24 protein-coding genes are annotated in these 26,814 nt (G+C 42.5%); 16 read left to right on the top strand and 8 right to left on the bottom strand.

All coding sequences use genetic code 11. From position 1 onward, the window contains the following. On the top strand, positions 1-242 hold a 242-nt coding region (locus tag D7322_RS28830; RefSeq protein ID WP_220700172.1), incomplete at its 5' end, for a hypothetical protein. A 103-nt stretch (positions 243-345) separates the two neighbouring features. Continuing rightward, the gene (locus D7322_RS25220; protein WP_121126950.1) at positions 346-594 is read left to right on the top strand and encodes a hypothetical protein; all 249 of its coding nucleotides are present in this window, start codon (positions 346-348) and stop codon (positions 592-594) included. A gap of 1,037 nt (positions 595-1,631) precedes the next feature. Here D7322_RS25220 and lepB read toward each other — a convergent pair. From lepB to D7322_RS25200, 3 genes are all read right to left on the bottom strand, one after another. Then, the gene (gene lepB / locus D7322_RS25210) at positions 1,632-3,206 is read right to left on the bottom strand and encodes a signal peptidase I (RefSeq protein ID WP_121126948.1); all 1,575 of its coding nucleotides are present in this window, start codon (positions 3,204-3,206) and stop codon (positions 1,632-1,634) included. Positions 3,207-3,235: 29 nt separating this feature from the next. After that, positions 3,236-3,970, bottom strand: coding sequence for a hypothetical protein (locus D7322_RS25205; RefSeq protein ID WP_121126947.1), 735 nt, complete (start codon positions 3,968-3,970; stop codon positions 3,236-3,238). Between the two features lie 298 nt (positions 3,971-4,268). Then, positions 4,269-4,742, bottom strand: coding sequence for an LIC11966 family surface protein (locus D7322_RS25200; RefSeq protein WP_245971463.1), 474 nt, complete (start codon positions 4,740-4,742; stop codon positions 4,269-4,271). 306 nt (positions 4,743-5,048) lie between these two features. On the opposite strand from D7322_RS25200, the gene D7322_RS25195 reads away from it, so the two are divergent. From D7322_RS25195 to D7322_RS25180, 4 genes are all read left to right on the top strand, one after another. Next, complete coding sequence (locus D7322_RS25195; protein ID WP_183078843.1) at positions 5,049-7,184, top strand: TonB-dependent receptor; 2,136 nt, start codon at positions 5,049-5,051, stop codon at positions 7,182-7,184. Between the two features lie 53 nt (positions 7,185-7,237). Next, positions 7,238-7,726 (top strand): DUF4625 domain-containing protein, encoded by a 489-nt coding sequence (locus D7322_RS25190; RefSeq protein ID WP_121126944.1) that lies wholly within the window; start codon positions 7,238-7,240, stop codon positions 7,724-7,726. Positions 7,727-7,789: 63 nt separating this feature from the next. Further along, positions 7,790-8,806, top strand: coding sequence for a DUF4625 domain-containing protein (locus tag D7322_RS25185; protein WP_121126959.1), 1,017 nt, complete (start codon positions 7,790-7,792; stop codon positions 8,804-8,806). A gap of 121 nt (positions 8,807-8,927) precedes the next feature. Next, positions 8,928-9,404 carry a hypothetical protein gene (locus D7322_RS25180; protein WP_121126943.1) on the top strand — a complete coding sequence of 159 codons (477 nt, stop codon included), beginning with the start codon at positions 8,928-8,930 and terminating at the stop codon, positions 9,402-9,404. Positions 9,405-9,438: 34 nt separating this feature from the next. On the opposite strand, the gene D7322_RS25175 is transcribed toward D7322_RS25180, so the two are convergent. The 3 genes from D7322_RS25175 to D7322_RS25165 form a co-directional block, all read right to left on the bottom strand. Further along, positions 9,439-9,888 carry a PepSY-like domain-containing protein gene (locus D7322_RS25175; RefSeq protein ID WP_220700171.1) on the bottom strand — a complete coding sequence of 150 codons (450 nt, stop codon included), beginning with the start codon at positions 9,886-9,888 and terminating at the stop codon, positions 9,439-9,441. A gap of 65 nt (positions 9,889-9,953) precedes the next feature. Next, positions 9,954-11,240 (bottom strand): sensor histidine kinase, encoded by a 1,287-nt coding sequence (locus D7322_RS25170; protein ID WP_121126942.1) that lies wholly within the window; start codon positions 11,238-11,240, stop codon positions 9,954-9,956. After that, positions 11,237-11,914, bottom strand: coding sequence for a response regulator transcription factor (locus tag D7322_RS25165; protein WP_121126941.1), 678 nt, complete (start codon positions 11,912-11,914; stop codon positions 11,237-11,239). Before D7322_RS25165 ends, D7322_RS25170 begins: the two co-directional genes overlap by 4 nt. 209 nt (positions 11,915-12,123) lie before the next feature. On the opposite strand from D7322_RS25165, the gene D7322_RS25160 reads away from it, so the two are divergent. The 7 genes from D7322_RS25160 (at position 12,124) to D7322_RS25130 (ending at position 19,902) form a co-directional block, all read left to right on the top strand. After that, entirely contained in the window at positions 12,124-12,984 is an 861-nt protein-coding gene (locus D7322_RS25160) for a helix-turn-helix domain-containing protein (RefSeq protein ID WP_121126940.1), read from the top strand. A 113-nt stretch (positions 12,985-13,097) separates the two neighbouring features. After that, positions 13,098-14,447: an amidohydrolase gene (locus D7322_RS25155; protein ID WP_121126939.1), complete on the top strand. Its 1,350-nt coding sequence runs from the start codon at positions 13,098-13,100 to the stop codon at positions 14,445-14,447. 426 nt (positions 14,448-14,873) lie between these two features. Beyond that, complete coding sequence (locus D7322_RS25150; RefSeq protein WP_121126938.1) at positions 14,874-15,716, top strand: ABC transporter ATP-binding protein; 843 nt, start codon at positions 14,874-14,876, stop codon at positions 15,714-15,716. Then, positions 15,700-16,509, top strand: a complete 810-nt coding sequence (locus D7322_RS25145; RefSeq protein WP_121126937.1) for a hypothetical protein — start codon at positions 15,700-15,702, stop codon at positions 16,507-16,509. The genes D7322_RS25150 and D7322_RS25145 overlap by 17 nt, the downstream gene beginning before the upstream one ends. A 2-nt stretch (positions 16,510-16,511) precedes the next feature. After that, positions 16,512-16,865: a GntR family transcriptional regulator gene (locus D7322_RS25140; protein WP_121126936.1), complete on the top strand. Its 354-nt coding sequence runs from the start codon at positions 16,512-16,514 to the stop codon at positions 16,863-16,865. Positions 16,866-16,868: 3 nt separating this feature from the next. Beyond that, complete coding sequence (locus D7322_RS25135; RefSeq protein WP_121126935.1) at positions 16,869-17,615, top strand: hypothetical protein; 747 nt, start codon at positions 16,869-16,871, stop codon at positions 17,613-17,615. A gap of 37 nt (positions 17,616-17,652) precedes the next feature. Next, entirely contained in the window at positions 17,653-19,902 is a 2,250-nt protein-coding gene (locus D7322_RS25130; protein ID WP_121126934.1) for a S41 family peptidase, read from the top strand. Positions 19,903-19,922: 20 nt separating this feature from the next. On the opposite strand, the gene D7322_RS25125 is transcribed toward D7322_RS25130, so the two are convergent. Beyond that, positions 19,923-20,957, bottom strand: a complete 1,035-nt coding sequence (locus D7322_RS25125; RefSeq protein ID WP_121126933.1) for an acyltransferase family protein — start codon at positions 20,955-20,957, stop codon at positions 19,923-19,925. A 210-nt stretch (positions 20,958-21,167) separates the two neighbouring features. Here D7322_RS25125 and D7322_RS25120 point away from each other — a divergent pair, with 210 nt between their 5' ends. From D7322_RS25120 to D7322_RS25110, 3 genes are read left to right on the top strand one after another with little or no spacing between them, the layout of a single operon-like run. Then, on the top strand, positions 21,168-21,695 hold the full coding sequence (locus tag D7322_RS25120) for a hypothetical protein (protein ID WP_121126932.1): 528 nt from the start codon (positions 21,168-21,170) through the stop codon (positions 21,693-21,695). Positions 21,696-21,718: 23 nt separating this feature from the next. Beyond that, positions 21,719-22,519, top strand: a complete 801-nt coding sequence (locus tag D7322_RS25115; protein ID WP_121126931.1) for a fimbrial biogenesis chaperone — start codon at positions 21,719-21,721, stop codon at positions 22,517-22,519. Further along, positions 22,494-23,909, top strand: coding sequence for a hypothetical protein (locus D7322_RS25110; RefSeq protein WP_121126930.1), 1,416 nt, complete (start codon positions 22,494-22,496; stop codon positions 23,907-23,909). Before D7322_RS25115 ends, D7322_RS25110 begins: the two co-directional genes overlap by 26 nt. Here the strand turns inward: D7322_RS25110 and D7322_RS25105 are convergent. Further along, the gene (locus D7322_RS25105) at positions 23,906-26,740 is read right to left on the bottom strand and encodes an MSCRAMM family protein (protein ID WP_121126929.1); all 2,835 of its coding nucleotides are present in this window, start codon (positions 26,738-26,740) and stop codon (positions 23,906-23,908) included. The two genes, D7322_RS25110 and D7322_RS25105, sit on opposite strands and share 4 nt — an antisense overlap. Between the last annotated feature and the right edge of the window lie 74 nt (positions 26,741-26,814).

Here is a 26,814-nt window from a genome sequence, read left to right as displayed (position 1 = left end):
ATGATTGTGTTTTCTTAAAGAACTTCTCTCGCTTCAACTTCCGTATCCGCTATATTCCGATGGGCACCAGCCCCTCTTTATCTTTTTTTGTTTCCCTCCGTTTCCGTTGGGACTGCAAAGGTAGAAATCTTTTCGGAACTTCCAAAAAACTTTTTGATTTTTTTTCTTTTCCTTTTTTTCGATTTCCGCGTTTAATTCTCATTAAACCCTTCTTTTTTCATGGATACCTGCTCTCGCGGTAACCGTCCCTCCCTTGCGGAGTGGTGCAAAGATAGGGAGTTTTCGGGCAAACTTCCAAGCTTTTCGTTCTTATTTCTTTTGTTTTGCCGCTAACTGGCTGGAACGGTGCAAGATTCTTTTTGTGAAACAGGATCCTGGGGGCTCCGGGATGCAAAAATGGACGGTTATCCGCGGATCTGCGGCAGCTTCTGGGATGCAACAGGGGCAGGGGCGGCGACCAGAGGACTGGAAGAGGATACAGAACGCCGTGAAATCCCAGGTCGGTCACTCGCATCCTTGAACGGAGCACTGGAGAAAGGACATGAAGTGCAAAACAAACTTGGGCATGGGTTACCGTTATCTACAGTATCCTGATGCCCCGACTGAGGGCTTGCGAGACGGCTATGTCCCGGTCCCCAGCGGAAAAGAGGCGGAAACCGGCTCCGAGAGACCGGACCGGGGAGACCGAATCACGGGCAGGCATCCCCCCCTACCTGAAACAAACAGCCGCGACCGCAGAAAGACAATGCAAAAGCGGGTAATCAAGGTGAGCAAAAATCCGTGGTTTAGTTAGGGTTTGTTTAGGTTTAGTTTAGGTATTAGTTTAGGTTTAGTTTAGAAAAAATCTAATCAATACCTAAACTAAACCTAACCTAATCATAAACTATCGCTATTTTAATGTTGGACTTATCACTAAAAAATACCAGAGCTGATATTTCCAAAGGCAAATACATCTTATTTCCAAGCCCACCTCCCGCACGGAGAAAAGACCTAAGACCCCAGGTGTGCCTTAGCTGGGACAGTTTTGCTATCCGTCTGTGCTATATCCGCGGTGAGTCTGCCTTAAGTCCATACCATCGTACCACTGAGCGTCCGATTTTGTGCGGTTGCCATATAGGTACAGGTAAATACACTTGAAATCAAGAGCGTTAATTTTTTGGCCATAATTTCTGGAAATTTAGCGTTCAAATAATTGTTAGTTGGGTTATTTATGGATGCTAAATTAGTTCGATCAGATCAAAAAAACAACAAATATAAAACACAAAACACTATAAATTAGGTGTTTACAATCAACCGCAATACACTTAAATACCAAGTATCATTAATCCTAAGTCACTGGCCCACAAAACATATAATGGGAAATCGGATACAATGCTAATACGGTATAAAAACAAGAAATATTCTTAAAAATAGTTGGCTATTTTTCCTAAAAAGACCAGCTTAAGCACAGGGGTGAATGATCGCGGAGGCTGGTATGTGCTGTTCGTTATGAAGAGGGGGCAGGCTCCTGCAGATGATTTTAAGGGTTTCAGTACAAGACGCTTCTTTACTTTTTTAGATGTCATTCATAAATAATTGAAATAAGTTCGCTCTTGCGCTCCTATTTCAATTATTTTTTTGGAATTGTTTTCTCAATTGATCCCCTTGAAAATCCGGTTCCAGCGTATTTTAGAAAATCCATTCCCATCTGTATTCCAGCTCATCCAGGTAAATAAAGCTTTACCCACAATATGATCTTCCGGCACAAAGCCCCAATCTCTTGCATCCAACGAGTTATGCCGATTGTCCCCCATCATCCAATAGTAGTCCATTTTGAATGTATAGGAATCCACCTTGTTGCCATTCAGGTATAAACCATCTGCCTTCTTTTCCAGACGGTTTTTTTCATAGACCCGGATCGCGCGTTCATAAAGCGGGAATGTTTGCGCATTCAAAGCAACTTTCATCCCCTTTTTTGGAATCACAAAAGGTCCAAAGTTATCGTAATTCCATTTGTACTGTGGATCATTCGGGAATGTATTAGCTTCCGGATCCCCTGGTTTGCGCAGGTTCATCTGCATGGATTTAACATTAGACCAAGATTTCACCATGTTAACCTGCTCAGGTGTTAGAAAGAGGATATACACTCCGGGCTGAACCTGTGCGATTTCGATCCCCATATCGCGCATTCGCTGTTCATCCAGGCCTGTCTCATCAGTCATCACAATATAATCCATCTGACTTTCTGGAGCAACGAAGCCGGGTCGATCGTTTACATAGAGTACAGCATCGCGCATGCTGATTTTATCACCCGGCATTCCAACACAGCGTTTGATCAAATGCTCCCGCTTGTCCACTGGACGTGTTTGAATAGTAAACTGTTGATGGACGGCTTCGTAACCCATCGAGCGAACCAGATCGTAATAAGGCTGATCCTGATTTTCTATCGCGACAGAATCTCCGGCAGGTGCATTAAAAACAATAACATCATTACGTTTGATCTCCTGAAAACCGGGCAACCGCTTATAAGGAAGTTCGATCAGTTCAGAAAATGCTTTACCACCAAATAAAGGCATGGTATGATGTGCAAAAGGAAAAGCAATCGGCGTATTGGGAATACGGGGTCCATAATTCAACTTACTGACAAATAAATAATCGCCGATCAAAAGCGATTGTTGCATAGAACCCGAAGGGATCATAAAAGCTTCCAGCAAGAAACCGCGGATCAGCGTTGCGGCAACCGTTGCAAAGACAATAGCATCCGCCCACTCTCGCAAGATAGATTTCTTATAGGGATATTTGATTTTAAATTCATTGTAGGATTCATGCAGCAGCCTCAGTTTATCATCTTTTGTCAGCTGTGTGCCCTCAGCTGAAGCTTTCAGTTTTTTAGCATAAAGTCCATTTAGAAATTGAACGTTTTTGTCCCTTCCCCAGAGCGGCAATACGACAAAGGGGACTAATACAGCTGCACAGTTTTCCCAAAATCTCCTTTTGCCAAAACAATGGATAAAATCCAGGTATAAATTATAAAAGACAAAGACATTCACGATCGGAATGATCAACAATATAATATACCAAACAGGCCGACCGGTTATCTGTCCTTGAATCCATTGGCTATAAACAGGAACAATACCCTCCCAGCCACGACGCCCTGCTTTCACAAACAAAAGCCAAAAACCATAAGCAGCAATAATGGTCAGAACAATAAAAATAATAAGCGCCATATTTTGTTTTTTATCAAAAATGATAAATATTAGTAAATAAACAGTCTCGATTGGTCTGAAGGAGATGCTTTTGCCTGCTGCAGCTCATTGTATCGCATAATGTATTTAATAAATACATCATAATTATACTTTTGCTCTTTTTCAAATTCAGCAAGTAGCTCTGGCTCATCATTAATTAACTGTGTGAAGGTAATCTGTCTTTTCTTTTTAGCATTGCTAAATAGGCCATTATTGTTGCTATTGATTTCAGCGACCTCGCCAGTCCCCTTTTTCAGTGCATATGCATATTTATTCTTATTAACCAATATCGTTGGCATCATTCCGGCACCGCCGCCACTAACATTTACTGCGGCACCGCCATTAAATTTTAGTTCTGAAACATAATAGGCCATTATTTCACCATCGGCGAGCACTTCCGCAAAAGTTGGCCCCTGATCGTTTCCCTTCTGTATGCGATACATTTTTGGGCTTGTTCCGGGGACTACTTCCAATCCTTTTTCTACATAGGATGGTGCATATACTTTCTTTTTGGACTGCCAGTACGCACGATAAACTTGGTCAGGAGTAAATGCCACCTTTTCCTTTTGTTGATTTTCAAATTTAAGTTTATTGTCCTTTACAGATGAAATCTTCCCATACAAGGTGTCAGCATTCATCAACACCAGGTAATCTAGCTTCTTTTGATCCCCCTGAGCCCAAAGTGCCGTCGCTGAGCATAGAAAACACAAGGTGACAGCATTGGATAAAATTGAAATAATTTTCATTAGATATAATATATTAAATTATCTTTCGAAGTATAGGGAATCCTCCCCAATCATACAGATCGTCGGTATTCCCGCCGCCATCACAAAAATTTAACTGATCGCACAGGTTTTACACCAGCATTTTGTCGCATAAATCTACATAAAAATACGAGAATCAATGAAAAGTCCTTCAGCTTTAACATTTTATTTGCATCTCTTTTAATGCTTCAGTTCCAGACAAACGCTATACCCTTCCACAACAAAAAGAAGTCGCATCAAAATATGATACGACTCCTTTGTTGATTAAATGATATGGCGCTTATCCCTTATATTTATTTTCAAATTCCGTGGATGCTTTATTCACGCCATTACCCATGTTTTCAAAAGCCTTATTGATATTATCCAGCAGGGCGGATTCTGTGGCTGCATCTGGAGTCTTGTTTTTGCGCAACTCGATCAGCTTTGGATAGTCTTCGGTAACGATCTTTTTATAACCGTTGAGACCATCGAGTACCGCCTTCTGAAAATTGGCATCGCCTTTGAAATCACCGAGATCCTCCACTTTCTTGATATCTTCATTCAAGGATTTCTCCCAATCCGAACGGACCTGCTCCGCCTTTGCATAATCGGAGGCATTCATGGCAGCATTCATATCGGTGATATGCTTTTCACTTCCATTGATGACCGTGATAATTGAATTGTTGTAAGTTGCGGGATCTTTGGTTCCTGAACCACAACTTGACATCGTCAGTACCGCAGCGGTCAGGATGCCTGTCATAAATTGCTTCATCATTGTTGATATATTTTATAGTTTATTTGTTTTTCTATTTATAAACGCTCCATTCTGCTCATTACGTATTGACCTCGAAAAAACTGCCGCAGCAACCCGATAATCAGCTTACTCAAAGATAGTTGACCTACAGACTTCTTTTTATCGCTGATTTCAGGGATTTATTATCATACTCTTATTACGCAACACAGTTGCTTTTAAAATCTTTTTACCTATATTTGTTGCAACTTAATTGCAATATATAATTTACAAACAACTCAATAATTGATGAACAGGCGTACGGTTTTCACTCTATTACTCACCTATAGTATGTTACATTCCGCTTTTGCACAGGAGAAAGCGGTCAAAAACATTGGACTACGGGAGGTATATGTTGAGGGAAAACGTTATAAACACGCTGCGGAGGGCGTCCTATCTGTGGATGTCTTAAGCAGCGATTCCATACAGAAATACCAGGCAGGTAGTTTGATGCAAACCTTAAGCCGGTTACCCGGCGTCAATGCGATAGGTATAGGTGCCAGTCAATCCAAACCACAGATTCGGGGCCTGGGCTTTAATCGGGTAGCCACCGTAGAAAATGGGATTAAGCACGAAGGGCAGCAATGGGGTTTGGATCATGGATTGGAAATTGATCAATACAGCATCGGCACTGCTGAAATCATTAAGGGAGCCGGCTCATTTATGTACGGGTCGGATGCCATTGGCGGTGTCATCCGACTATCGCCACCAGCCGAACTACAAGGAAATGGACTGAAAGGTGTTGTCAATTTATTGACTAAATCAAACAATGCTACCTATGGTGGATCCCTGCAACTACAGGGCCGAAAAGGCAATTGGGTCTTTGGTGGCGGTGTCACCCATCTGGATTATGCCGACTATCGCGTACCAACTGACACAGTCTATGTGTACAATTATGCGGTCCGGTTAAAGGATCGTCAGGTGCGCAATACAGCCGGACGGGAGACCAGCTTTCAGCTAAGGGGTGGATATAACTCCGAACGATTTTCCTCCATTGTCTATCTAAGCAATTATCATACTAGAATAGGATTTTTTGCCAATGCACATGGTTTAGAGCCACGGGGAGTGAATACCGCCTTGTACGACCAATCCGACCGGGACATTCTCTACCCAAGCCAGCAGGTTAATCATTTTAAGCTCATCAATCGAAATTATATCGTACAGGGCAACCACAAGATCTGGGTGGATCTTGGCTATCAAAGAAATTATCGCCAAGAATTCAACAACTATACCGCACATGGGTATATGCCCCCCGTTTATCCTCAGGATATGAACACTCCCATACATCTTGAACGGCGCTATGATAAAGAGATTGTTAATATTACGCTGAAAGACCAGTTCACCCTGGGCAATCACCGGCTCACCGTCGGGGGGAATGCGGAATACCAGCATAATAAGATAGCTGGCTGGAGTTTCCTGATCCCATCGTACAAACAGCAAGCCCTGGGAGCTTTTATCCATGACCAATATCCGATCAACGATCAAACGATACTCTATGGTGCTTTACGCTATGACTATAGCCATATACATACCTCGCCCTATCAGGACTGGTTTGCATCCATGCTGGAAAACAATCAATCGGTTCATGTCGTCAGGGCAGATGAACTTCGCCGTAGTTTCAATAGCTTGGTCTGGTCGTTAGGGGCAACACGACAAATCGGCTCATGGGAAACCAAACTGAATGTTGGTAAAAGTTTCCGGGTTCCTATTGCACAGGAACTCGCCGCCAACGGGGTAAATTATCATTATTTCAGTTATGAAAAAGGTAACGCATCGCTTTCACCCGAGCAATCTTATCAAGCCGACTTTTCGCTGGCCCGGCGTTCGAGAAATATATACCTTGCTTTCACACCTTTTTTCAATTATTTTGCAAATTATATCTACCTCAATCCTACATCCGGTTATGATCAGTATTATGGAGCCGGTAATCAAATATTTGAGTATGCCGAAAGCAAAGTACGTCGTTATGGAGCTGAACTAAAAATGGAATATCGCCCCTTAACTCACTGGAAAGTAGAATTATTGGGTGAATATGTTCGATCCGAGCAATTATCCGGCAGCAAGAAAGGCTACACATTGCCCTTCTCACCTGCGCCTTCACTTTTGGTCGACCTCAGTTGGTTTCCCAAAAGCAGCACGCATTTTCAGGAGCCTTACATCTCTTTGGATTGTAAATGGACCACCGGGCAAGACCATATTGTCCCACCCGAAGAAAAAACAGCAGGTTACCAAGTCTTCAATTTCAGAGCGGGAACACAGTTGACATGGGGCAAATCAGCGCTGCAATTGCGCTTACAGGTCCAGAATATGTTTAACACCAAATATATGGATCATACCAGTTTTTACCGCCTGATATCGCTCCCGGAACAGGGACGAAATATCGTCCTATCGGTTGGCATACCATTCGGGAAGGAAAACCCAAGCTAATCAACATATTCATCCAATCACAGCACAACTAATTGATTAAAATCATGATAAAAATGAATACACAGACGCAGAAACTGAAACCTTATGCACTTATGGCCTTGATGCTGGCCTTTACCATCGCCTGTAAGAAGGATAAGGAAAATATTGACACCGAAAAACCAACCATTGATCTCAGTGCAGCAACAGCTTTTCCAAAGCAGTGTAGTCCCATCAAACGCGGATCCAGTTTTACCTTCCACGCAAAACTATCCGACAATGTCGCCCTGGGCAGTTATAGCATTGACGTGCATCATAATTTTGACCATCACTCCCACAGTACCGAGGTAGAGGAATGCACATTAGAACCCGTCAAAAAACCGGTCAAACCATTTGTTCTTGTCAAGTCCGTCAATATACCCGGGCACCCACAACAGTATGATGCCCAACTTCAGATCGACGTCCCTGCGGACATCGATCCCGGAAATTATCATTTTATGATTCAGGTGACGGATCAATCCGGCTGGAGCACACAACGTGGAATCAGCGTACGCATCGTTGAATAACGCTTTATTAACACGCAACTATACTTCAATTATTTTATATCATAAATTTTAAATCCAATGCAGATGAAAACTAGAAACATTAACTTCCTATTACTGTTTACAGCACTTTTCTTTGGCTTCCTGTCTTCCTGTAAGAAAGACGATGCTGATGTTCCTGTTTCAACGAAACCCGAGATCGGCACCATGGAAATCGGATCCGACAACAATAAAACCGTAAAAGCAGGCTCGGATCTCCACCTAGAAGGTGATATTATGGCAGAGGCACTCATCGACAAAATTGTTATCGAGATCCACCAGGAGGGCGGAGGTAACTTCAAGTTTGCTAAAGTTTATACCGACGAGAAATATGTGGGCAAAAGAAATGCGACTTTTCATGAGCACATGGACATCCCATCCGAAGCTCCTGCCGGTCAATATCATTTTCACTTTATGGTAACCGACAAAGCCGGAAATACGGCAACTTTGGAGTCGCCATTGACCATACAGGCCGCAGATGTTAAAGCAAGCTATAAACTGATTTTTACAGAAGTTAAAGGTGAAGCACATGGCAATCATTTTCATGACCTTGCTGACAAAGAAAACGTCGAACCTACGACCATCAGCTTCGATGGTACCGGCAAAGCGCTAGCTGGACACGCTCATCTTAAACCAGCAGGAATTTATAAAATCGAGTTCAAACAGTTTGATGCCAGCGGTAAAGAAATTCAGGGGCAGTACATCAAAGACAAAGCGACTGCAGATCATTACAAAGCATTCCTTTCTGGTGCAGCTTTTGTCTTGAATTCAAAAAGCACAAATGAAAGCGGAGCGATATTTCAGACCAGAGAAACAAAATATGAGGACGGCACAATCGTGAATGGCGCTACTGAAACCACGGGTATCATAACCTATTTTACTGCTGGGAAAGACAATGAAGGCGAGAAAGAAGTTTCCTATGTTCTTCGCAAATTCAGCGATTCAACGATAAAGTCAAAAATCACGCGTGACGATTGGAACCTCTCGGATTACGCCGCCAAATTTCCCGGTGATGATGTAGTGAAATTGTCTTTCGAACTCCATGCAGAAGAGGGCGAAGACTAATTTAAAGACAAGACGATTTTATAAAAAACACCTAGTTGCGAACTCTAACTAGGTGTTTTTTTTCTAAATTTTTTATATTCGCTACATACAATTCGTAGTTAACACAAATTAATAACAATTTATGAATGTTTTTTTAGCCCTATTTTTTACAATTCTGATAGGACTAATACTATTGATCTTCTACCAATTCACGAATAAATCAAAATGGGTAAGCTGGATCTTTTTGAGCCTCCTGATTCCTATTTTTATCTTTTGGTTATATCTATTCAATTGGAGAAAGCCTAGCAAAGAGCGTGTAGAAGCATTGCTTGGATTCTGCATTGAAGGTGATATACAAGTTTTACGCGATGATTACGATGACGAACTCCGGGACTACGATTTGATTTATAAAATCAAACTCAACAATAAAGCAATTCGTCAAATTGATAACCATCTACAACAAATAAGTACTTCCTCTCTAAATGATTCGATTTCGAAACCGAATTGGGTAAAAGAAAATCAGATTTATTATTACAACAAAACACAATCCAGACTGTTTTACAAGGTAAAAATTGACATCCGAGCCAAAACAATTGAATACCAGGAAACACAGATCTAAGGAAGATATTCCGTTACAATAAATCTTTCAATCATTAATCCCTTACCTTTCCTAATACATTCCCTTTGGGATCCACAACAAGTTTCCATTCGTTGGATCCACTTTTCACGTCGAATGCATAGGTAACCTTTTGCTCCTCCGTAATCTTTTTGACATCGTCGATACGATAGCCCGGAAATTCCTTTTTCACATGGGCAATCACAGCCTTTGGTAAATCATTTTTTGCAAGTTCTTCCTTATGGCGCACAATTTTACCGTTGCCCTGAATCCAGACTTCGTGGTCTGTTCCGAACAAACCTGTTTCAAATTCGGCTTCATAAAGACCCGCTTTCAGTTCCCAGTCAACCCCTTTTGCTTTCGGGAATTTTTGCTGAAAACTATTTACCACGACAGCAGGCACCTGACTTTGGGGAATATCCTGCGCAAAAGCTCCAATTGTTGAGAATGCAAGAATACCTGCACTTAATATCATTTTAACGTTCATGACTTTACTATTTTTAATGTATTACAAAGTAAAGCCCTGATTCTGTAAAGATTTTGGAATGAAAATTATGCCGAGGGAAAATTCAGTTTAAATATATGCTTGCTTTGGTCATAATGGTATGAAACCTCAAATCCATAGAGATGACAGATGGCCTGAACAATTGCAAGGCCCAGCCCCGTACCCTTTGAAGAAGCATCCGATTTATAAAATCTTGAAAATACCTGTTCAGCATCCAAAGGCCCCTCAACACCTGTATTTGCAACCAGCAGCGCATTTTCAGTGATCGTAATATCGACTTCCCCACCCTCTATATTATGGAACAAAGCATTGCGGATCAAATTTGACACCATGATATTGGCCAGGGAACTATCTAAGCTTAGATTAAGTTCCAGTTGTTGCTGCACCTGTATCGTGATATTTTTAAATGTGGCCATATCTTCAAGTTCCTCGACGATGTTTGTCACAAGCGTATTAAGCGAAAGATCCTCGTTGTTTAAAAATTGCCTGTTTTCAATCTTGGTAAGCAGCAATAGCGACTTATTCAATCGTACCAGCCGCTCCGCAGTGTTTAATACTTCGGCAATTGCATTTGCCTGTTCAGACTGCAGACCCTCTGTCTCAACCATCATTTCAAGTTTATTGATCATTATCGCCAAAGGTGTCTGCAATTCGTGCGAGGCATTTCCGATAAACTGTTTCTGCTGTTCGTAGATTTCCTCATTATGTCGGATTAATGTTGTTACGGCAAGCTGCAAGTCTTTAAATTCCACAATATTCGTATCCATGCTTGGCTTGTCATCCGATTTCCCAAGGCGAAATTTGGTCAGCTGATCTAAAAAATAATACAAGGGGCTCCATAATCGCTCAATAACTACCTTATTGATCAAGACAATACTGACCACCAACAGGACAAATAAAATCAGAACAGAGTAAAACAGGTTTTTGATCAGGTCACTCTCCTCGATCATCGAATTAATAATTGAAAGTTCGTAGTAATGCCCTTTATGCTCAAACGCCGTTGTCAGCATGCGCACGGGCTCCAGTTCTGGTTCGGGATCATCATCATCCTGCTTATACAACATGGTATCTTTGTATACATTCTGCATTTTGATCGCTTGCTGTTCGGGAATTTCACGTACCTTATAATTGTTAATTCCAAATTCCAGATCCGGAGATACAATTGCCTCGGAAGCCAGCTCCTGAATAATTAAGCGCTTTTGATTTTCCAATTCCTCATCAATATTATCGTGGATCGCTTCCAGCATAAACAAATAAAAAATGGTCGACCACAGTGCAATAACCACCAGCACGGAGACGGAGAGATATTTGAGCGTCTGATTAGCTAATTTCATTTTTCCACAAGTTTATAGCCTATTCCATAGACTGCTTCAAAATCCACATTCGCCTGTTTTGTCAAAAATTTCTTTCGAAGATTTTTAATCTGGGAATAGATAAAATCGAGGTTATCTGCCTGATCGGTATTATCTCCCCAAACATGCTCGGCCAATGCACTCTTACTGACCAGGCGGTTTTTATTCAGCAAAAAATAGTTAAGGATATCAAACTCCTTTCTATTCAGCGCGACAGGTTCACCGGCAATCGAAAGATTACGATCATTCAGATCCAGCAGCAGATTGCCCATTGCCAATGTATTTTTGCCATCGCGTTGTTTTCTGCGCAATACCGCTTTAATCCGGGCATTTAACTCGGCGATATGAAAGGGTTTGGTCAGATAGTCATCGGCTCCAAGTTCCAGCCCCCGCAGCTTGTCATCCAAGGAATCCTTCGCAGAAATGATAATGACATTGTCCGATTTACCCTCCTGTTTAAGCAGATCCAAGACCTGCAATCCACTCCCTCCCGGAAGCATGATATCCAGCAAAATGCAATCATAGTCATAGACAGAGACTTTATCCATCGCCGATCTAAAATCGCCTGCAGTCTCTACGATATAATCTTCTTTGACAAGAGAGCCTTTCAACGTTTCCCTCAATTCCGCTTCATCTTCAATTATAAGTACTTTCATTGGACAATTGTTTTTTTAACCAAATCTCACCTCTATCCCTGGTTCAACTTTTCCTTACCCATTACAAATGTATTCCGAATTTAGGAAAGAATTGGGAAAATGACTATTGTTGTTTGCTGCACCATGACGGTCGGTATCAACCGATTTATTTTAATCCATTGCTCCAAATGCTATGGGCTTTTCGTATTTTAGGTCTGAGACATTGTACTATGGATAAACGAAATGCTAATAGCCGGGCACCGGTCATTGGATTGGACGGTTTTCGCAAAGAACAGACCGCCGGCCGGGAAGAACTGCTCTTCAATGAATTACATGGCGAAAAGCTGATAGAAAAACCCCATAAGCACGATTTTTTTATTATCAATTTATTTGATACCGCATCTGGTGTACATACGATTGATTCGATTGACTACCCGATTAAAAATCATCAGGTACATGTGCTATTCCCGGGCCAAATGCATAAGTGGCACGTTTATGCCGGTACAATTGGCTACCAATTGATGATCGAACGCTCATTTTTTGAGCATTTCGCGCCTTTCTTTCGCTTTTCCTTTACCAACTACCAGAACCATCCAGTGATTGACCTTACTAAAGAAGCCTTCTTTCTGCTACATTACGAATTTGAATCGGTCAAAAAAGAGCTGGAGCGTGAGCATTCATTGATTCCCCTGATTACAGCACGTGCCGCCGTGATCGCCGCCATCGTCAGCAGGGAAGCAGAGCATGTATTTACCGAATTTAAAGTCTATCAATCCGTCCCCCGTCTTGCCAAATTTAATATGTTGATAGACGAATTTTTCAGGGAACATAAATTAGTTGCTTTTTATGCCGAGAAGCTACATATCTCCCCCAACTACCTCAATATTCTGTGCAAAAAACATTTGAAAATATCCGCCACCCAGCTCATCCATCAACGGATCTGTGTAGAAGCAAAACGCCTTCTTCAAAGTACGGAATCATCCATTAAAGAGATCACATTCGAATTGGGATTTGCGGATCAAGCCTATTTTTCGAATTTTTTTAAGCAGCAGACGGGTGTAAGTCCAAGTGATTTTCGGGAAAAAAGATAAATCGCACAAGAAATGGCAGAAATTACCCAGTAATACTAAAGGTTTCGATCTATAACTTTGTAGGAGGCGATCCATTGTATGGATCTGTTAGATTGTATCGTAAACAGGAAATAATGAAACCAATAGCGCTTACACGCAAAGATTTTATCCGGAATTCTGCTTTTGCACTTGCCGGAGCAACATTGATCCCAAACATGCTCCATGCAGAAGACCGTAGCCAGTTTACCCAGCAGGAAGTTATAGCTGGGCGTCAAGGCAAAAAAAGTTATACGCTAAAGAATGTTTTATTGGAAACAGGTTTTGAATATGATGGAACTGGCAATGTCATCGCAACAAAAACCGGTCTTTTTACTGTACAGATCGAAGGCAGAAAAATCAAAAAGATTGGCCCCAATAGTACCGATGCCAATGCCATAGATGCAAAAGGCCGTCTGATGCTCCCTTCGTTTAGCGATATGCACATCCATCTGGACAAAACATTTTATGGGGATAAATGGCAAGCTGTACGCCGCGGTGCCGGAGGTGTCAAAGGAATGATCGCACTAGAGCAGCAGCTGCTTCCGGAACTGCTGAAAAACTCGACTTATAAGGCAGAAAAGCTTATTGAACTACTGCAATCCAAAGGAACAGCCTTCGCACGCAGCCACGTCAATATAGAGCCTACATCAAAATTAGATTCCTTGCATCACCTACAACTTGCACTGGAAAATAAGAAAAACAGTTTCGGAGCCGAGTTGGTTGCCTTCCCCCAACATGGGGTATACTACACGGATTCTGTGCCCTACCTCAAAGAAGCTGCAAAAACCAATATTGATTTTATCGGTGGAGTGGACCCCTTTACCATTGACGGTGCCATCGAGAAAACCATGGATTTCACTGTTCAGTTGGCATTGGATCATAACAAGGGAATTGACATCCATTTGCATGAGTCTGGCGAATCCGGATTGAAGACAGTGGAGTATCTGATCAAAAAAGTAAATGAAAATCCTGCATTAAAAGGAAAGACCTACCTCAGTCACTGTTTTGTTTTAGGAAGGCTCGAGAAAGCCAAACAACAGAAAATCGCGGAACAGCTCGGTGCAGCGCAGATCGGCATTGTCTCTACAATTCCTTTTGCTGGCTTGATTATGCCTATCCCAACACTCTTGGAAAACAAGGTCACCGTGATGACCGGAAACGACAGCATTGTCGATCACTGGAACACCTTTGGGACAGGAAGTGTTCTGCAAAAAGCCAATATGGCGGCCCAAGTCTACGGACAGGTTACTGAGTATGGTCTGTCACGTATGTTGAAGTTGGCAACAGCAGGCCCGATTCCATTAGATGACAAAGGGCAACAGCAATGGCCAAAGCCCGGTGACGACGCAAATATCGTACTCATCGATGCAAGCTGTTCGGCCGAAGCTATTTCGCGTATTTCACCGGTGGAATCCCTTATCTATCAAGGAAATATTGTCTACTAGCCTTCTGGCAGATAACGCACTACCCAACAGATCTTCTTTCACCCAATGGGCGGTCAATTGTCTTTTACGGGCTCTTGATCGCTCCCTTGTAAAATATATTATTACTAAAATCGTACGTACGTCATTTCGACTCCATGTCTGGGGCACATGATACCATAAAAAACAGAAAAACCCGACGCTATTAAACGGCGAGCTTTATCCAGCTTATATAAAAAACGAAATTTTTAAACATAAGCAGCAGATGTACAGCGAAATAATTTCCATCAACCTTAAACATACTGTAAAAAAAATATTCCATACCATTTCAGATAAAGCTAGCATGAGATGAATTATCTAAATGAATAAAAAAAACAAATTTAATTTGGAAGTAAACATTTTCTGTTCTATCTTTAGTGTATCGGTGTTACGATACACTAAAACTAAATTATGATCATAGCAAAACAAATTAGCTTTGGCTATACAAAAAAAGATCAGGTCCTAAATAGTTTAAGCCTTGATCTGGAACGCCCGGGGATATACGGTCTTTTGGGCAAAAATGGAGCTGGGAAAACAACATTACTTAAACTATTGGCAGGTTCGCTATTTCCTGATCGAGGCCAGGTATACATAGACAACGTCTCTACACAGGAACGTCAGATCATAAGTCGTCAGCAGGTCTATTATTTAGCTGAACACCTTGAATCGCCTGACTGGTCTGCACACCGTCTGGGAAATATCTATGGCAGATTATACCCGAATTTTGATCATACACGATACTTGTACTACCTTGACATATTTGAAGTGAGCCCCGATACCTCGCACAAATCGCTTTCCATGGGTCAACAAAAAAAGGTCGAAATCGCCTTTGCCCTGGCAACTCAAGTCCCTTACCTATTTATGGATGAACCCACCAATGGATTGGATATTCTGTCCAAAAAGCAATTCCGGAGATTGATCAGTCAATATATCTCCGAAGAACAGTTGCTGATTATTTCCACCCATCAATTTCGTGAGATCGACCGGGTGATAGACCACCTTCTTATCGTTGATCATAAAAAGTTAGTGCTTAATCAATCTCTGTACGATATCGGCCAACAGTTTCTTTTTACCAATACGCCTATGGAAGATGAACAGCTGCTCTTTCAGGATGAAGGTATGTTGGGCAACTATGGGTTATATACCAATCCCTCGAAACGGGACTCTACATTGGATATCGAACTTTTGTTTACCGCAATCCATGGCTGTCCGGATCTTTTAAAAAATATGCAATACTATGAAAACAACGTTTAATTTTACCCGTTTGGGAATAGGTCTACGTGAATTCTATTACCTCTACCGCAAAGATTTCCGTACCATGGCACTTTTGGTATTTATACTCGCTATTCTTGGGAACCTCTATCCGACCAGTATTTTTTATGAACACATTATGCGCGACAGCAAGGAAACTCTCTCCATTGATACCGCCTTTAAACTTATCTCGGGCAAATCTGTCACTTTCAAACAGCTGATATTTATACCCGGACTGCTCGTTATCCCCGTCATATTTCAATATATCAAAAGAATACGGACTATCGTTTCCCGCAATTTGCTCCCTTTATCTGCATGGGAAAATACCATGGTTCCGATCCTAGGCACATTCGTTATGTTGTTGGTATTATTTTCCGAAATATACCTGCTCGATACCGCAATTGCCCAGATTTATCGTCAGATTTTTTTCAAAGATGCCATGGAGCTTTTAGCACAGAACGGGCAGTTATATCCCTATATAGATCCCTACGCTTACTTTAACCCCATACCACTGTCTTTTTATCTATTTTCCTTCAGCAAGCTTATTGTAATCAGCATTGTCGTCATGATTGGCTTGCTTAGCATCTGGAAGATAAATTTCCTGGGACTTGTCGGAATTTTTGCGCTCATTGGCGGCATCTATCTGGTGAATATGTGGCTTTCTGTTCGAACCTATAACTCGGATATTACAGCCCTGACGTACGGAAGCAGTATGATACAAATGATCTATCAGCTCTTTTTACTCATTATAGGTCTATATACTATTAAGCAGCTTTTTAAGGAGGGTCAGGTATAAGGATGCAGTTTAACTCAGAAAAACCGATCTACCAGCAGTTATTTGAACTTATCCAGCTCGATATCCTCGATGGCAAATGGCCCGAGGGCGGGCGGGTACCTTCGGTGCGTGAGCTGGCGGGCATCTTAGAGGTCAACCCCGGAACTGTGATGCGGGCTTATGAACAGCTCCAAGAAGAATTGATCCTGTTCAATCAGCGTGGCCGGGGACTATTTGTTGCTGAAAATGCGAAGGAGCTGATTTTAAAAAACCAACAGCAAGAAATGATTCAAAAGGAGATTCCGCAATTTGTCAAAAAAATGAAACAGCTCCAGATCAGTCTGGAAGATTTTGTAACCGTATTTAATAAATCCTAGATCATGAAAACATCAACAAAACTACTGTTCGGAGTATTTTTCCTGCTCCTGCTCGCGACCTGGTTTCCGCAACTTTTCGGTAAGATCAGATGGAATACAGATCTCGGTAAAACCGGAGACTTCATTTCCGCCCTTTGGGTAAATTCAAACTCGACCATGCAACTAATGGAACAGGTACCACAGCACATTAGATACGTTAAATTCCTAAAAGGTGCTGCTGATCAGAATAAAATGAACATTCTGTCAGCGGATAGGATTAAAATATATAATCCCAATCCCGACAACTTTCAGCTGTCACTTCGGCAGGACACCCTACTTGTCAAACTGATACCGACTGGACCACCACAGGCATTTTTCCTATGGATCCGGCCTGATGTCCAGCTTTTATTTGAAGACTGTAATGCAACCGTTCACCTGGGTAAATCTGCCGATCAAACCATGTACGCCACACGAAAGCCGATATTATTCCGTCAAAACTCACATGTACAGTTCTTTGCTGCCAAAGACAGTACAAAAATTCACCCTGATTTAAATCTTGACATGCAGGCAAGCGGGCATTCCTTTGCTATTCTATATGATTTTGTTATCCATCAGTTTAATGCAACACTCGACAACAGTCAGATCAGTTATGGTTACGTGCAGATTGACCAGATCAATGTGAAGTCCAAAGGGAAAAGCCTGCTCAATAGCATAATCAAAAATACAGACAAGAATATCATCGGAAGCACAAAAATCGAACACCTAAATTAACTTTTCCAATAGCCATCATTAGACCAAAAACAAGATTATGACCAGGATCAGATCAATTTTGAAACAGATTAGACGGGTAAGCATACTACCATTATTATGTATAGCACATTTTAACGGCATGGCACAGGTAAAACCGACCAAACCGCAGCTGAACCTAGATTTCGAGAAGGTCAAAAATGGCCGGCCAATAGGCTGGGGAATAACATCCAACAGTCAGTATGCCGGTCAATTGGACTCAGGTATTGTCCAGCATGGGAAATATTCTGTTTCTCTTACACATTTAGACGGTGAGGGCGGATTCGGCAATATCGGAATCACGATCCCCTACAGTTATCCCGGCAAAAAGATCACCTTGAGCGGGTATCTAAAGACCGAAAATGTAAGTGATGGATTTGCGGGGCTCTGGATGCGCATAGATCCGAAAGTCGCTTTCGACAATATGAATAAACAGCAGATAAAAGGCACTCAGGATTGGACAAAGTACGAAATTACCCTGGATTTAGATCCCACGAAAACCAAAGCCATTGTCTTTGGCGGCATCCTGATCGGAAAAGGAAAAATGTGGATCGACAATCTCAACATTCAGATTGATGGCAAAGATATTGCAACGCTGGAGCCCATCGCCCCAGCAAGAATCCCCGCAGAAGAGGATCACGAATTTGATCAAGGTTCCAACATAGGTACTTTCGAACTAGACCAGAACAAGCAAAAAGCCTTAAAAGATCTGGGACTGATCTGGGGTTTTCTTAAATATTATCATCCTCAGATTGCTGCCGGTAACTACAATTGGGATTATGCTCTTTTTCGCGTGCTTCCCAAAATACTTGCAGCCCATAATCAGCAACAACGCGATCAGGTGCTGACAGCATGGATTCGGTCTTTGGGAACATACGACACGCAGATAGACACTCAGGAGGAGCATAGAGAAATCAAATTAAGGCCTGATCTCAGCTGGATCAGCAGTTCTGGTTTCTCAGCTACGCTTCAACTGGAACTGCAAAAAGTACGCAAAGCCAAAAGAAATGGCAGCAACTATTATATTGAACTTGCAAGTGGCATTGGAAACCCTGTCATCAATAATGAAAACCCATATGCCGGTATGGATATGAAAGATCCCGGCTATCGTATTTTGAGCCTATATCGCTATTGGAATCTTATTCAATACTATTTTCCTTACAAAGAGCAGATCAGAAAGGACTGGAAAACAGTATTGGATGAATTTATTCCAAAAATGGTTGCGGCAGATAACACAAAAGCCTACACCCTAACAACCTTAGAACTGATCGGCAATATTCATGACACACATGCCAATATCTGGAGCAAGAATAAAATTATAGACGAATTCAGAGGTGAACGTATTGCAGCATGTTATGCGGACTTTATTCAGGATAAGGCTGTTATTACAGGATTTCATGATAAGGAAAGGGGAAATATCGCCGGATTAAAAGTCGGCGATATCCTGACCAGCATCAACGGAAAACCCATAGAAAGTATCGTTGCTGAGCAATTAAAATACTATCCGGCATCCAATTTGCCGACGCAACGCAGAGATATTGCCAACAATCTGTTGCGTTCCAACGACAGTACCCTACAACTTACCATTCAGGATGGTAAAAAAGTTTACAACCGATCGGTACCAACCTATCCCATGGACAAAATGCCACTATACAGCAAGTACCGGAATACAGATACCTGTTTCAAAATGCTTGATCGGGATATTGCCTATTTCAATAACGGCAATGCCAAACGGAACTATCTTTCCGACTTAGTTGAGCATGTTAAAAATACCAAAGGATTGATTATTGATTGCCGCAATTATCCATCAGAATTTATTGTACACGATGTCTGCAGCTATTTACTACCTAGGGCCACTACATTTACAAAAATCACCGTAGGTGATATTTCCACACCTGGCCTGTTTTATACGTTGGTTGATCAAAAAACCGGGAACACAAATCCCGATTACTATAAAGGAAAAGTGGTGATCCTGGTCAATGAAATTACCCAAAGTAGCGCCGAATTCCATGCTATGGCCTATTCTACCCATCCTAACGCCCAAGTTATCGGTTCGACTACAGCGGCAGCAGATGGCAACGTGTCACCTTTTTTCTTGCCCGGCGGAATACGGACTATGTTTAGTGGTATCGGGATATATTACCCAAATGGAGATGATACACAGCGAGTGGGAGTTAAATTGGACGTGGATGTAAGTCCAACGATAGACGGGATTAAAGCCGGCAAAGATGAAGTGCTGGAAAAAGCGATCGCACTCATCCGACAGCCATAGCCGTTATCAAGGTTGTATCGCTAACGCTTAAAGAGCCTCATTATACGAGGCTCTACCCAATCGCTGAGGATGTAGGCAACACCCAACATCAGTAGCGTAACTGCAGAAACAAGCGCATATTTATTGACGTAGCCATGGAGCTGGTTGAAAATAATAAAACCGATATGCTGATGGATAAGATATAAGGGATAGGTCAGCATCCCAATTTTGATAAATTTGGGCGAGTTGAGACATTGTAGTTTCTTACAGGACACGAGTAACATGACCATATAAAACACAATGATGGTTACCGCAATTATATAGGGTGAAAAATCGCTATGAAAGGTCCTTGCCAGCCAATGAATACGGCCAATAGCGCCATCGATCGACAAGTACAGGCACCAGGACAATACAATTAAGTGCTTTACAGCCGGTCCCTGCAGAAAAATTTGGCAAAATATGATTCCTGCAATAAAATAAGCGCTCCAGTCCAGAATGAAAAGATGATGGACAGTATCATAAATTTCTGATGGCCCAACAAACAGCCGCAAGCTTGACAATAACAACCAGAAGTAGACAAGATAGTCGAGACTCACCTGTCTAAATTTACTTATGACAAGAAACACCGCGATAATAAGGTAAAATCTCAATTCAACATAGAGAGACCAATACGCCCCATCGATATTTCCCTGTCCAAACAGTTCCTGAATCATGGTCAGGTTGGCCAGGAGCTGTTTGAATGTCACAAGATAGCGCGGCGCCCCAAAAAAATAAACGGTCATAAATGTAATGATCAAACAGATCCAGTACATTGGATACAAGCGTTTAAAACGAGAATAGCAAAATTTGGGCAGCGAACGATGTTTGATGGAAAAGGCGATCACAAAACCGCTGATGATAAAAAAAAGGTCAACACCAAGATACCCATATTTAAAATATTCACCGATCTCATCGAAATGCAGCAGGGACATGTTGCCACCTTTATATCCCCGATATAAATAATGGTACAATACCACCGCAGATGCTGCAATAAAGCGAAACAGATCTATTTGATAGATTCTCCTGGATTCAGACATTTGAGCGCAAATATAGGCTGTTTCATTTATAGTTTCTGCTGACTGCCAAAAAGAACGCCATTAATTTCCTTGTTCACTAGCGCCAACATGGGTTGAAATAGCTGACGGACCAATGAATTTATAACATCATCATGTGACTGCCCCACATTGTATTTCCATCACATCGTGATTAACTTTACTTACGTTACATATCCCTAAAACGAGGAAATTATGAAAAAGAACCTATTCATCGTCTTTATTGCCGTCGCCGCCATATGCTTCGGTCATCAAGCAAAAGCACAAGTAAAACCTACAGCAACTTCTGGTCCAGTTACCGTCAACATCAATCTTACCGATGCGATCTCCATTACTTTGGGCGCAGACCCAACTGTAAATTTTGATTATTTAACAGCTGCCGATTATGCCGCATCCAAAACGGTCACTAAAGCCAGTCATTTTACGGTGATCAGTAATAAGCCTTATAATCTTTCTGTAACCGCAATGGGCACATTTCAACCGGCTGGAGGACCGGATCTAGATATTGTTACAGTTAATGTACCGGCTTCAACGGCCAATGGCGGCACACCCGTTCCCAATGTACCGCTTAGCACTACTGCATCCGCTCTGGTCAATGGTTCTACGGCATCTAAAGGTGCTATATATACGGTTGAATATACCATTTCAGATCCAGCATCGTTGTTAAACCTTACGGGATCGACCTATAACACGACAGTAACTTATACGGCGACGCAACAATAAAAATCTGACTAAACATTTTATTTGTGAGATATTTAGCCGTATTTATTATCCTGATATGCGATACCCTGGTCCACGGACAGGGTATTTCCATTTCACCTTCGCGCATATTTTTTACCGGCGAAGCCGGACAGACCGTCAGTCAGCCCATTACCTTCAGTAATACCTCTACCGGCACACTTTCCTTTGTCGCGAATCTGAAAGATTGGGACCGCGACTCGTTGGGCAGTAAACGGTATTACGCCACAGGGAATAATACCGGGTCAAATGCTTCCTGGCTTACCTTATCTGAGAACACTGTACAGCTCGCCCCGGGGGAAACGAAGGTGGTCAATCTTTCCATGACAATCCCGGATAATATGGCAACGAAACGGCAGCGCCATAGCATGCTTTTCTTTACACAGGTCAAAGAACAAAAAGCAGCACAGGCAAATGGACTCCATATGAACGTCCTGATCGAGGTCGGCATCCAGGTATACCATACGCCGACCGGATTAAAATCCGGCGATCTAGAATTTCTAGCTTTTGAAGATAAAGGCGCCGTTACCGTTCAGCAGGGGCAAGCCGCCCGTCGAATGGAAGTCAAGGTTAAAAATACAGGTCAGATCAATAAAGATGCCTATGTACGTTTTGAGCTGACCAATATAGCAACCGGGGAAGAGACCTCTGTAGACGCACTGCCAATTGCCATGCTTCCCGATTCGGAACAATGGGTTCGCGTAAATCTACCCCATAAACTTGCCCCCGGCCGGTACCTCGCTGTTGCGATACTCGATGCGGGGAGCCAATATGATTTAAAAATTGCGGAGAAAGAAATTACATATTAGTCTCGCTGCGTTACTGTCCGCCTTGAGCCACGGCATCCCCCATGCCGTGGCTCAGATCACTATTAATCTGCCAGAAGCGAACATTCAGGGACGTACCGATTACATCCAAAGTTTTACCGGCGGACAATATTCTTTTACATTACTTGCCCTGCTCCCGACAATCAGCACCAAAGCAATTAACAACACCAGTTTTGTCAGCACAACAGGCGGAACAGTTCCTTTAAACGTAGCGCACCTTAAACTGGAAAAAATCAACAATCTTTCGCTGCTCGGCTTAAGTAATGATGTCACGTTATCAACCGCCGATCAGGTTTTAATCAGTGCGCTGGCTACCGTAAGTCTTTCTGCAGGCCCCGTTATTATCAACTCACGTTTCGTTACCGCCAATCAAACATGGGTTTCAGGCATTTACAAAACTACGCTATCGCTTACTGCCTCCGGTATTTTAGGCGGTACCATCACGCCCCCCAGCCAGGATTTCTCAATCAGTGTTCCGGCTTTTATAAGTCCACCGGCCAGTATCGGCACCACCAGCATTCTGGTCAATGATCTGAGCTATTATCGCGCTGCCAATGGCATCAGTAGCAATACTGTCATTCCCCTATCGACCACTGTCCCCTACATCCCAAGCATCAAAACAGGGAATACACAATTTAACTTTAGCACTACTGCAGCTTATAATGCACTACCGGTCACTTCTGTTTCGACTGTCAATACGACTTTAACAGGAACAGCAAATACAACAACGGCGGCTTTATCCACAACGGATCAATCATTAACCAATACAGCCGGTATTGCTGTGCCCACAAACAACAGTCAATCGTTGACCTATACCTATAGCATCGGATTAAATCAGCTGAAAACAAATTTTATACAGGCAGGCACTTATTCCGTCCCATTGACCTACACCTGGAACAAATTAATGTCAGCCTATCCCATTGGCAGCCTACTGGCTCAGTCAAACGGAAACCTGTCTATTGTGGTGAGCGACCTTGCCGAAATCGTTGCCAATCAGCAGGCTGTTAACCTGTCTTTTACAACCGCCAACGACTATAAAAATGGTGTTAACGTCAATATGTCCAATCATCTAAAACTTAGCGCAACAAGCTCCTATAATCTTTACGTACGCGCCACATCGCCAAGTTTTACCTCAGGAGCCAACAGTATTCCTTTAAATGTACTGAACATCGGTCCGATGGCAGGTCAGAGCGGCATGAATACCGTAACACTTTCCACCACGGCCCAGCAGCTGATCCAGAATGCCGATCCCGTGATAGACCGTAATCTCAACATGCTTTACAGTATCCCCGCCAGCGCAACAGGTATGCTCCTCAACAAGCCGGCCGGCGCCTATACGGCCAATATTATTTTTAGTTTCGTCGCTCCTTAAAAGCGCTTAACACCGACTTTTCTGCGTTCATCCCGATAGTTAAAATCAGGAATTATGTTATCCTTATCTGCTTTTACTTCGATTTCACAATTTTGATTTTCGATCGAGAAAGGCATTCCTTCGGTAACAACAGTTATACTGTAATTTCCCAATGGAAGATACAGCACATAATCGCCGTTTTCTGAACTTAATGTACTGTAGGTTTTCCCCCGGCGATCTGCTGCGGAGATTTTTATTCCGCCAAGTTGCGGCCTTGTTTTCAGATACCTATTCTCAACAACCTTAATGCGTCCTTTTAAAGGTCTCGTTTTAATGAGCGGAATTTCCAGCCGCCGGTTTTTTGTCATCAATACATTTATCGGCCCCTGCGAAACCCAGCCCTTACTATTCTCCACCTGTATGCTATAGGGACCGGGCTCCATATCAACAAATTTGACCCGTCCGTTCCCGTCTGTCTGTGCCACTTCCTTTCCGGCCCGCACCAGCACGGCCCCGGCTCTGGCTTCTCCGACATCATGGCTACCGTTATTGTTGTCATCTTCGAAAAAAGTCAGTTCCAGCTTATGACCTTTCTGTCCGGCCCGTCGGCCAAAATTCTTTTCTAATCCCAGGCGGATCTGCCTATTGTCAAACGAATAACGGTTCAGCGGGTTAGGGTCAGGCGGTAAATTCGGATCCACAAGAAACAGCGATTTTCCGCTTATTGCCGTATAGAATAGGTCAGCCGTCAGATTCCAGTTGTCTTTTATCTGCCAGCGGACATTGCCATTCACCGAAAGATTATTACTTCGGGAGAAGCCATAATAGCTATACATGGTCGATAGCTGTACCTGAAGCTGGTTATTAAAGGCGTAAAATTGCGTATTTGGGCCCAACGAGTAAATGCTGTAATTCAAATTTGCGCTGGTAGCCAAAAGATCACTTAAGTAGTACGGGTTGATCTGAATAAATGTGTTAAATCCGAAAAACGTATTCGTGTAATTACCATTGACACGGAGCGAATGAAATGGCGCAATAGGTCTATTGGAGGTATTCCTATAAGTATATCCATAATCCGTTTGCAGCGAGAACCGGTGGTTCGCGGTAAAAAAATTGAGATCGGCTACCGTGCGAAGGGAATTCGACTTCCAGTTTACCGGATCAGTTGCAATCCCTCCCCAATGCTGGTAGGTACCCTGTTGGACCATAAAATAAGGCCTGAGTTCAAGTTGTAGTTTTCCAAGGCTGGTATGGTACCCCAACTCATAAATCTGTATCCCGGAAGCATTATGAAAAAAATAGTTACTGTCTCCGGCAAGGTATTTTGGACTATTATCCATATAACTGATCCGGGCAGAAAGGTTTCGACCGTTGGCCAGTGACATAGTAATACGCGAATCTGTCTGGGTAAGACCTCTGCGGAGTCCCACATAGTACGGTGAACTATAATAATTGACACTAGTAAGCTGGTAGTTGCCAAAAGACTTATTGTAATTTATGCCCCCTGCTACCGCTAGCCTATTATTTCCACTTTCAACCTGTTCGATGCTTGTTCCCCCTTCCAGGAAAAGGCTATTATTATTGCCCAGATCAATAAAACTTTTACCACTGAACAGACCACTGCGGACGCCGCGATAATCGTTGTTGCTATGTAAGAAGGCAATGCTGTTCTCCTGATTTTTTTCGGTCTGAATGGCATATTTAACGCCAACAATTTCCCCGCCGGGAACCTGATTATCCATTTCTGTAAACAACATGTAATTGTTCTGGATCGCATAAAGGCTGAGGGAACGTCGTTTATCGAATTTGTAAGTCCCTTTTATACCGCGTCCATTGATAAACTGATCGAGATTCTCATAAATATTCCCCAGTTTCACCCCCCACTTTTCGGTATCGTAATCCAGATAGGTATCGTATAGGTTAAAGGTACGTTGATCTTGATAATAATCGAGATTCATTCGGTAGCTCAATCTATCTTTGTTGTTCAGATCAATTTTTCCGTCACCCTGTAACTGATAAACCGAAATATCCTGCCCCAAATTGATATAACGCAAGGCCGCTCTATTGTCCAGAGGCTGATTTTGCACATTCATATTGGAAAAGAAACGCTTTACGCTACCCACTGTCATGATACGGATACGACCGGAAGCCAATACGCTACCGCCACCCTCGACGGCCTGAATATCAACATCGAAATCCGTATTTATATTTTTCTTCCGCAAACGGGCTGTAAAAGTCAGCAAAGACTGTCCTCCTGCGACCAATGTGAACGGCAGGGTTTCACCGATGATCTCCAGATCGGGAGAAAGATTGGGAAAACGCAACTGAACGGTCAGCGGTACCAATCCCCGGTTGACGGCCCGTACCAAAAATTGCGTCTGCCCCGTGGTCTGATCCAGGTAATATTCCGGCTGTTCGGTCTGTATCAGGAAAGACTGTTCCCTATCCAAGCGCGTATAAAAGGACTGGCGGTCCTGTATTTTTACTGTGTGGTCATCCGATTCCAATCCGATCGTAAAGGCCTGTGTTCCCTGAACAATGGTCTGGCGATCGGCCATATATTTTAGCGGAAAAATTTTCGTTTCCCTGGGCTTTAAAAGAATCGATCCGGGTAATTTTATCAGACCCCGGAGAGCAGCCGTGTTATCTGCACCGGATTTTAATTCAATCGGTCTATCGGTATGGTTGGTGATACTTAACTTATTGGAGAATGTCCGTGAAGATGTAATATGGATCGTATCACGTTCAAAATAATAGGCAATATCGTACTGTTGCTGACCTCTCGCCCGGGACTGGAGAAGAACAGTATGGCAGAAAAGAAACAGGAAAATCCAGCGGTTTCTTATTGGCATAGCATACGATTCAAATATCCATAAAAGTCAGGCTAAATTCCATGAGATTAAAATATACACCGTCACATCTTCAT

It is taken from the genome of Sphingobacterium puteale (assembly GCF_003627955.1).
In the GTDB taxonomy this organism is placed as follows: Bacteria; Bacteroidota; Bacteroidia; order Sphingobacteriales; family Sphingobacteriaceae; genus Sphingobacterium; species Sphingobacterium puteale.
Note: the sequence above shows the minus strand (reverse complement) of the source record. Positions and strands in the feature narration are given on the sequence as shown.

Coding starts and splice junctions, on each gene's coding strand:
- D7322_RS25170 (WP_121126942.1), bottom strand. CDS start 11,240: ATGAAATTAGCTAATCAGACGCTCAAATATCTCTCCGTCTCCGTGCTG.
- D7322_RS25120 (WP_121126932.1), top strand. CDS start 21,168: ATGAAAAAGAACCTATTCATCGTCTTTATTGCCGTCGCCGCCATATGC.
- D7322_RS25135 (WP_121126935.1), top strand. CDS start 16,869: ATGAAAACATCAACAAAACTACTGTTCGGAGTATTTTTCCTGCTCCTG.
- D7322_RS25200 (WP_245971463.1), bottom strand. CDS start 4,742: ATGATGAAGCAATTTATGACAGGCATCCTGACCGCTGCGGTACTGACG.
- D7322_RS25180 (WP_121126943.1), top strand. CDS start 8,928: ATGAATGTTTTTTTAGCCCTATTTTTTACAATTCTGATAGGACTAATA.
- lepB (WP_121126948.1), bottom strand. CDS start 3,206: ATGGCGCTTATTATTTTTATTGTTCTGACCATTATTGCTGCTTATGGT.
- D7322_RS25205 (WP_121126947.1), bottom strand. CDS start 3,970: ATGAAAATTATTTCAATTTTATCCAATGCTGTCACCTTGTGTTTTCTA.
- D7322_RS25175 (WP_220700171.1), bottom strand. CDS start 9,888: ATGAACGTTAAAATGATATTAAGTGCAGGTATTCTTGCATTCTCAACA.
- D7322_RS25165 (WP_121126941.1), bottom strand. CDS start 11,914: ATGAAAGTACTTATAATTGAAGATGAAGCGGAATTGAGGGAAACGTTG.
- D7322_RS25195 (WP_183078843.1), top strand. CDS start 5,049: ATGTTACATTCCGCTTTTGCACAGGAGAAAGCGGTCAAAAACATTGGA.
- D7322_RS25140 (WP_121126936.1), top strand. CDS start 16,512: ATGCAGTTTAACTCAGAAAAACCGATCTACCAGCAGTTATTTGAACTT.
- D7322_RS25145 (WP_121126937.1), top strand. CDS start 15,700: ATGAAAACAACGTTTAATTTTACCCGTTTGGGAATAGGTCTACGTGAA.
- D7322_RS25185 (WP_121126959.1), top strand. CDS start 7,790: ATGAAAACTAGAAACATTAACTTCCTATTACTGTTTACAGCACTTTTC.
- D7322_RS25155 (WP_121126939.1), top strand. CDS start 13,098: ATGAAACCAATAGCGCTTACACGCAAAGATTTTATCCGGAATTCTGCT.
- D7322_RS25130 (WP_121126934.1), top strand. CDS start 17,653: ATGACCAGGATCAGATCAATTTTGAAACAGATTAGACGGGTAAGCATA.
- D7322_RS25125 (WP_121126933.1), bottom strand. CDS start 20,957: ATGTCTGAATCCAGGAGAATCTATCAAATAGATCTGTTTCGCTTTATT.
- D7322_RS25105 (WP_121126929.1), bottom strand. CDS start 26,740: ATGCCAATAAGAAACCGCTGGATTTTCCTGTTTCTTTTCTGCCATACT.
- D7322_RS25160 (WP_121126940.1), top strand. CDS start 12,124: ATGGATAAACGAAATGCTAATAGCCGGGCACCGGTCATTGGATTGGAC.
- D7322_RS25150 (WP_121126938.1), top strand. CDS start 14,874: ATGATCATAGCAAAACAAATTAGCTTTGGCTATACAAAAAAAGATCAG.
- D7322_RS25190 (WP_121126944.1), top strand. CDS start 7,238: ATGAATACACAGACGCAGAAACTGAAACCTTATGCACTTATGGCCTTG.